This is a genomic window from Bacillus sp. FJAT-28004, assembly GCF_001280845.1.
GTDB lineage: Bacteria > Bacillota > Bacilli > Paenibacillales > Paenibacillaceae > Pristimantibacillus.
On sequence record NZ_LGHP01000001.1, the window covers coordinates 4,676,004 to 4,683,131 of the forward strand.

The following is a 7,128-nucleotide window of genomic DNA, read 5'->3' on the forward strand; positions in this document are numbered from 1 at the left end:
CGAGGGGCGGCTTTTTATTTTGTCTTCTAGTGGGTTCGAGGACAAGGTCATGTACGTACAAGTTTTGCGTATGGTATACTACAGGCATACAACTAACGGAGTTGAGGTGTGAAGTGAAGGAACAGCAAACGCCCAAATATATGCAATTGAAGCAGGAAATCATCTCCTGGATCGTCACAGCGCAGTTTAAGCCCCATGAGAAGCTGCCATCGGAGAATGAGATTGGCAAGCAGTTCGAAATGAGCCGTCAAACGGTGCGCCAAGCGCTGGGTGATTTGGAGCAGGAGGGATGGCTCTATCGCGTGCAAGGGAAAGGGACGTTCGTGTCGGACCAATCTGCGCCAGAGCGAAAAAACTCATCCCAAGGGATGACAATCGGAATGATTACGACTCATATATCAGATTATATTTTCCCGACAATCGTCAGAGGCGTTGAATCGAGCTTGCGCGCAGTAGGGGCAAGGCTTCTGCTTGCGAGCACAGATAATGAAAAGGATAAAGAAAAGGACAGCCTGGAGTCGATGCTGCGCGAGCCGTTGACCGGGCTCATTATTGAGCCGACGAAGAGTGCCGAGGGCAACCCGAACTTTAATTATTTTTTGGCGCTGGATGCGCTCAAAATCCCATACATTATGTTGAATGAGCGATACAGTGACGTGGATGCGCCATGCTTGCGCGTGGATGACGAGCTTGGCGGCTATCGTGCCGCAGAGCACTTAATTAAACTAGGGCATACACGAATAGCTGGATTTTTCAAAACAGATGACTTTCAAGGCGTACACCGGATGCGCGGATTTTTAAGGGCTCACCGGGAGCAGGGGCTCTCGGTTCCGCCAGAATATTTGCTGCGGTATACGACTGAGGAGAAGCAAGACAAGCCGATGCAGGCACTGCTTGCGATGCTGCAACGCGAGCCGGAGCAGCGGCCAACTGCGATTATATGTTATAACGATGAGCTCGCTGTAAAAATGCTTGATATCGTGAGGCGGGCGGGCTTAACGGTGCCTGAGGATCTTTCCCTCGTAGGTTTTGATGATGCGAATCTGGCTACGGCGACCGAAGTGAAGCTCACTACTGTCGCGCATCCAAAAACTGAAATGGGCACGGACGCAGTCGAAATGCTGCTTAGTATGCTGGATAAGCAGCACCAGCGGCGCCAGACGCTAGACAAGGTATATGATCCACAGCTCGTTATACGTGATTCAACAAAACCGCCCCAAAGTTAGGCTGAATGTAGATCGGCAATGCTTTTTGAATAGTAGAATAAAAAAAACGTGACACACTTGTACGTACAACCTATAATATAAGCAAAGATAATCCATGATGATGTCCGTATAAGTGAATGCGAATAAGCATGGAAATGTGAGCTTGAAGGGAGCGATAGGTGGTCATGTTAGAAGCATTGAAGCATGCGGTTTGGGAAGCAAACATGGATCTTCCGAAATACGGATTAGTTACATTTACTTGGGGCAACGTTAGCGGTATTGATAGGAAGTCAGGTTATGCAGTCATTAAGCCGAGCGGCGTTCCATATGAGGAGTTAAAAGCCGAGCAGATGGTTGTCGTAGATTTGGAAGGCAACGTTGTTGAAGGAAATCTTCGTCCATCCTCGGACACGGCTACACATGTGCTGCTCTATAAAGCATTTCCTGCGATTGGCGGAATCGTACATACCCATTCGCCATGGGCTACGAGCTGGGCGCAGGCGGGACGTTCCATTCCAGCGCTTGGCACGACGCATGGCGACTACTTCTATGGCGAGGTGCCTTGCACGCGCGCGATGACAGAAGCGGAAATCAATGGCGCATATGAGCTGGAGACAGGCAATGTCATCGTTGAAACCTACAATACGAAAAATATTGATCCAAGCCAAGTGCCTTCGGTGCTCGTAAACAGCCACGCTCCTTTCTGCTGGGGCAAAGACCCGCATAATGCAGTTCATAATGCGGTTGTGCTGGAGGAAGTTGCGAAGATGGCTCTTCATACGTATCAGCTAAACCCAAATGTCCAGCCGATGGATCAAGCTTTATTAGACCGACACTATTTGCGCAAGCACGGAGCGAACGCCTACTACGGCCAAAAATAAGGAGGAATCGGAAATGAGCAAAAAATACGCAATTGGTGTAGACTACGGCACGCAATCGGGCCGAGCTGTTCTTGTGGATTTGTCTAATGGTGCCGAGGTAGCGGAGCATGTTACGCCCTATACTCACCACGTTATTGATGAGAAGCTTCCGGTATCTGGTATTAAGCTTGAGCATGACTGGGCGCTTCAGCATCCGCTTGACTATATTGAAGTGTTGGAATTGTCAGTTCCTGCTGTTATGAAGGAATCGGGTATCAACGCTGCCGATGTCATCGGATTAGGCATTGATTTTACGGCATGTACGATGCTGCCTATCGATGAAGAGGGTAAGCCTCTATGCGTACAGGATGCCTACAAGGATAATCCGCATAGCTGGGTGAAGTTATGGAAGCATCACGCTGCTCAAGATGAGGCTAACCTTATTAATGAAATGGCTGTGCAGCGCGGTGAGAAATGGGTGCCGCGTTACGGCGGTAAAATATCATCGGAGTGGATGATGGCCAAAGCTTGGCAAATTTTGAACGAAGCGCCGGAAATTTATGAAACAACAGATAAATTCGTTGAAGCTACGGACTGGGTTATCGGCCAATTGACAGGCAATATCGTCCGCAACAGCTGCACGGCTGGTTACAAAGGCATGTGGCATAAACAGGATGGCTACCCGAGCAAGGATTTTTTCAAAGCGCTTGATTCTCGTCTAGAGAACCTGACGGAGACGAAGCTGCGGGGTGAAGTTGTACCGCTTGGCTCGAAGGCAGGAGAATTGCTTCCAGCTATGGCTGCTCGCATTGGACTTGCACCAGGCACGGCAATCGCTGTTGGCAATGTGGATGCGCATGCGGCTGTGCCGGGTGTTGGTGTCGTTACTCCAGGCAAGCTTGTTATGGCAATGGGGACATCGATCTGCCATATGCTGCTTGGAACGGAGGAGAAGGAAGTGGAAGGGATGTGCGGCGTCGTTGAGGACGGCATCATTCCGGGTTACTTTGGCTATGAAGCGGGACAATCGGCGGTTGGCGATATTTTCGAATGGTTCGTAGAGGAATCGGTACCTGCATACGTGCATCAAGAGGCAGAGCAGGCTGGCGAGAATGTACATGTTTATTTGACTCGCAAAGCCAGTGAGCTGAATGTTGGCGAATCCGGTGTTCTGGCGCTGGATTGGTGGAACGGAAACCGTTCGGTACTGGTAGATACGGATTTGACAGGTACAATTGTCGGTCTTACATTGCTAACGAAACCTTGGGAAATTTACCGCGCCCTTCTTGAAGCAACGGCATTTGGCACTCGCAAAATTGTCGATGCGTTCCACAGCAACGGCGTTGAAGTAAATGAATTGTATGCATGCGGCGGTTTGCCGCAGAAAAACGCTCTGCTCATGCAGATTTATGCAGACGTAACGAATCGTGAGATCAAGGTCGCAGCATCCAAGCAAACGCCTGCGCTTGGTGCTGCGATGTTTGGAGCAGTAGCGGCGGGCGCCGCGAAAGGTGGATTCGACAGCATCGTTGATGCGGCTCAGAAGATGGCTCGCGTACGCGAAGAAACGTTCAAGCCGATTCCGGCAAACGTTGCGGTCTACGAGAAGCTCTATGCGGAGTATAACTTGCTGCATGACTACTACGGACGCGGTGCTAATGATGTTATGAAACGTCTTAAGGCTATTAAAGAAGAGCAAGCTTAAGCTGCTATTATTCATTTGAAAATATACTGAAACAAACTGTATTCTCTGATCGCTTCTATGCGGATAAGGAATTCGAATCAGAAGGCTCATTGACTCGTGCGGAGCTTGCGGCGATTTGCTATGAAGATGGCAGCGAAAAATCGATCGAAAGCATCAGTGATGGCGTGAAATAAACAACATTAATAGAAGCGGTCTATCTGTTCACAGTGTAATGTGACGATGATAGGCTGCTTTTTTAATTTGCCTCCATTTCCCACTAATAAAAAATGGAGATCATTTACTTTTTGATATAGAATAGATAGATATGTTTAGAGAGAAACGTGGGCTGGGGGATGAATGGAAGTGTATTGCCATCATTGTGAAAAAAAACAGACAGATGATGCCATCTATTGCAGCCAGTGCGGCAGATTGCTTGCTGATGGAGAAGAAGCTGCAGCGACTGTAAGTGATGAGCGGTCTATGGTTTTAATGGAGCGGGCTGCTTCTGAAGAGACAGACTTAGTAAGCCAGCATTCAAGTAAACCGAAAACTACGCGGAGACGTAGAGTAAAGGGTTCTATTTGGGCATGGTTGATGCCTATTATATTTGCCCTTGTTACGGCTGGTTCTGTATTTAGTTACTATATATATGAATCTGAAATAAATGATAGAGTCATTAAGCTGCATGTCGAGGCGAAGGCAGAGGCGTTAGCAGGGAAATATGAAAAAGCGCAGAAGCTGCTGCAGGAAGCTTCAGATGCGCGTCCAGGTTATGGCGCGTTGCAGAAGGATGCCGAGATCATTGCCCTTGTCGCAGAACTTGCGCAGTCGATCACAGCTGCCGGAAAGCAGCTAGAGGAGCAAAAGCTTGAAGAAGCAGAACAGATGCTAGATCGGATAAGCGGCGAATTGAAGGGACATAAAGAGCCGATCTATGTAAGGATTAAGCATCAGCTTGATGATTATACGGTTAAGCTTGGTGTCATGAAGCTGACGGAAGAACTCGCAGATCTGAATACAATTGATGAGCTGGAGTCAAAGCTTAACGTCGCGAATCAATTAGACGGTGAAGAGGCGCTTGCTTTAAAAGAGCAAATTGTAGCCAAAATCGTGGATATAAGTTATAAGGAAGCAGAAGCATTACTTAAGAAGAAAAATTATTCGGATGCGTTGGCATTGACGGACAGAGCGCTGGTTTTTGCCAAGGATAATGAGCGAATTATGACGCTCGCCAAAAAGATTGCTGAGGCACAAACTGATTACGAGAAAAGGGAACAACGGCGATTAGAGCAAGCGATGCAGCAAGCAGCGGCAGAGGATTTGAAAAATCAGACGGCAGCAGTCGAGGTAGTGAAAATTGAGTCGACGCTCGATGAGTTCGGAGATTTAAGTATTGTAGGCGAGCTGAAAAATGCTGCTACTCGGCCTATTTACTCCATAAGCGTTCAATTTATCGTCTATGATGCTGATGGCAAAGAGGTAGGCAAGGGGACGGCTGAGGCAACGCCGGATTATGTAGATCCAGGTCAGAAGATCACCTTTACCAGTACGGTTTATGGCGTTTATGTTGAGAATACTACCGTCGTCGTTGATCATGCGATTTGGTATTTGGATTAAGGGGGAGATGAGATGATAAAACGAGCTTGGATTAGCGTCATCGCTTCTACTCTCATTGTATGTGGAGGATTGGCAGCTGCGCTTGCCATTCATTCTGAGGTGCCAAGCAGGCTGACAGGAAAGCCATTGCTTGCGGTAGTTGAAGAGACGAAGCAGAAGTCTCTTAAGGATATTATTTTTGAAACGCAGAAGCTGGTCGTCATGATTGAAAATGAAAACGGGGATCAAGGCTCAGGCTTCCTTTATAATGTAAAGGGGGATCTTATTACGAACGCACATGTCGTAGCAGGGTCTCATTTGGTAAAAATAAAAACGGCGGACGCGCGCGAGTTGGACGGTGAGGTAATCGGTATTAGCACGGATACCGATATTGCGGTTGTTCGTGTGAAGGATTTGGCTGGAACGGAGCCGCTGCAGGTTGAACGAGAGGAAAGAGCGGAAGTCGGCGACGAAGTGCTCGCTGTAGGCAGTCCGCTCGGTTTTCAAAATACGGTTACAACCGGCATTATTAGCGGACTAGGAAGAAGCTTCAAAATTGATTCTTACTTGTATTCGGATCTTTATCAAATTTCTGCGCCAATTGCTCCTGGCAACAGCGGAGGACCGCTTGTAGATCAGAAAACTGGATCGGTTCTGGGCATAAACTCTGCTGGTTATGAGCAAGGCTCAATAGGGTTTAGTATTCCAATTGCTAACGTAATCGATATCGTTGAAGGCTGGTCTAACGAGCCCATGACTGAGCTGCCTGATCTAGAGCTTTCAGATAAGGAACTTTCGATGGAGGAAGAAACGAAGATAGAGGAATATGCCGATTATCTCGTTACTCATTTTTACGATAGCTTGAACAACGCCGATTACGTCTATGCCTATTCATTGCTAGGCGGCAATTGGAAGGAAGGTACGAGTTACGAGAAGTTCAGGGCAGGTTACTTGGGGACGCTGAATGTGGTCATTGAGAATATGCATGTCACGGAGAGCAGAGAAAATAAAGCAACTGTTATCGCGGTCATCTCAGTGGATGAGCGGGTTGAAGGTAAATATGTGTTAAGTAAATACCAGGTGACCTATGAGGTTGGCTATGAGAATGATCAATTAAAGCTGTTAAGTGGTAAAGGTAAAGCTATTAAGTAAGTGATTGTTCAGATGTGATTATGATTAAAAAAGCTAGAAAAAGCCGATCAGGGGAGACGGCTCTTTCTAGCTTTTTTTGTATAGCTGCTGGGTATGCACATCAAGTTTTATTGATTTTTTTGTGCGTCAGATCTAATTAGTTATCTTCATCTGTGATTTCGATTTCATCCTCACGCAAGACAGGACTCAAAAAGAGCTCAAGAGCTACAGAGTCATATCGCTGAAGAGGGAAGCTGAGAAACGATGCTGGAATTTCTCGTCCATTCAGTACAAGTCGATAGCTGGTATTTCCGCCAATAGGAACACCGCTTACGGAAGTAATTTGACCATTAAAGCTGAAACGAACGACACCGGTTTCCGCTAGAGCCTGATAGATGGTCAAACCCGGCCGGAAAGGAATGCGATACGCCTGCGTTATGTTAGGGAACGCTCTTCCTCCGTTTATGACAACCGTTACGGATGCTTGTGGGCCAGCAGGAGGGAACAGCCACGGTCCACCGATCCAGAAGCCACCAGGACCAAACCCGCCGGGACCGCCGGGGCCAAATCCGCCGGGACCACCGGGGCCAAATCCGCCGGGACCACCGGGGCCAAATCCGCCGGGACCACCGGGGCCAAATCCGCCGGGACC

General features: G+C 48.0%; 6 protein-coding genes. 5 read left to right on the forward strand and 1 reads right to left on the reverse strand.

The genetic code is table 11. The features are described 5' to 3' along the window. Nucleotides 1–113: 113 nt before the first annotated feature. The 5 genes from AC787_RS20325 (at nucleotide 114) to AC787_RS20345 (ending at nucleotide 6,497) form a co-directional block, all read left to right on the forward strand. Complete coding sequence (locus tag AC787_RS20325; RefSeq protein WP_054026454.1) at nucleotides 114–1,226, forward strand: GntR family transcriptional regulator; 1,113 nt, start codon at nucleotides 114–116, stop codon at nucleotides 1,224–1,226. Nucleotides 1,227–1,390: 164 nt separating this feature from the next. After that, complete coding sequence (araD, locus tag AC787_RS20330; protein WP_054026455.1) at nucleotides 1,391–2,086, forward strand: L-ribulose-5-phosphate 4-epimerase; 696 nt, start codon at nucleotides 1,391–1,393, stop codon at nucleotides 2,084–2,086. A 13-nt stretch (nucleotides 2,087–2,099) separates the two neighbouring features. Then, on the forward strand, nucleotides 2,100–3,770 hold the full coding sequence (locus AC787_RS20335; RefSeq protein WP_054026456.1) for a ribulokinase: 1,671 nt from the start codon (nucleotides 2,100–2,102) through the stop codon (nucleotides 3,768–3,770). 336 nt (nucleotides 3,771–4,106) lie between these two features. Next, nucleotides 4,107–5,366 (forward strand): FxLYD domain-containing protein, encoded by a 1,260-nt coding sequence (locus tag AC787_RS20340; RefSeq protein ID WP_054026457.1) that lies wholly within the window; start codon nucleotides 4,107–4,109, stop codon nucleotides 5,364–5,366. A gap of 12 nt (nucleotides 5,367–5,378) precedes the next feature. After that, nucleotides 5,379–6,497, forward strand: coding sequence for a S1C family serine protease (locus AC787_RS20345; RefSeq protein WP_054026458.1), 1,119 nt, complete (start codon nucleotides 5,379–5,381; stop codon nucleotides 6,495–6,497). A 136-nt stretch (nucleotides 6,498–6,633) separates the two neighbouring features. On the opposite strand, the gene AC787_RS34565 is transcribed toward AC787_RS20345, so the two are convergent. Then, on the reverse strand, nucleotides 6,634–7,128 hold a 495-nt coding region (locus AC787_RS34565), incomplete at its 5' end, for a hypothetical protein (RefSeq protein WP_200930722.1).

Excerpts from the sequence above, each read along its gene's own strand:
- AC787_RS20340 (WP_054026457.1), top strand. The coding sequence starts at position 4,107 with ATGGAAGTGTATTGCCATCATTGTGAAAAAAAACAGACAGATGATGCC.
- araD (WP_054026455.1), top strand. The coding sequence starts at position 1,391 with ATGTTAGAAGCATTGAAGCATGCGGTTTGGGAAGCAAACATGGATCTT.
- AC787_RS20335 (WP_054026456.1), top strand. The coding sequence starts at position 2,100 with ATGAGCAAAAAATACGCAATTGGTGTAGACTACGGCACGCAATCGGGC.
- AC787_RS20345 (WP_054026458.1), top strand. The coding sequence starts at position 5,379 with ATGATAAAACGAGCTTGGATTAGCGTCATCGCTTCTACTCTCATTGTA.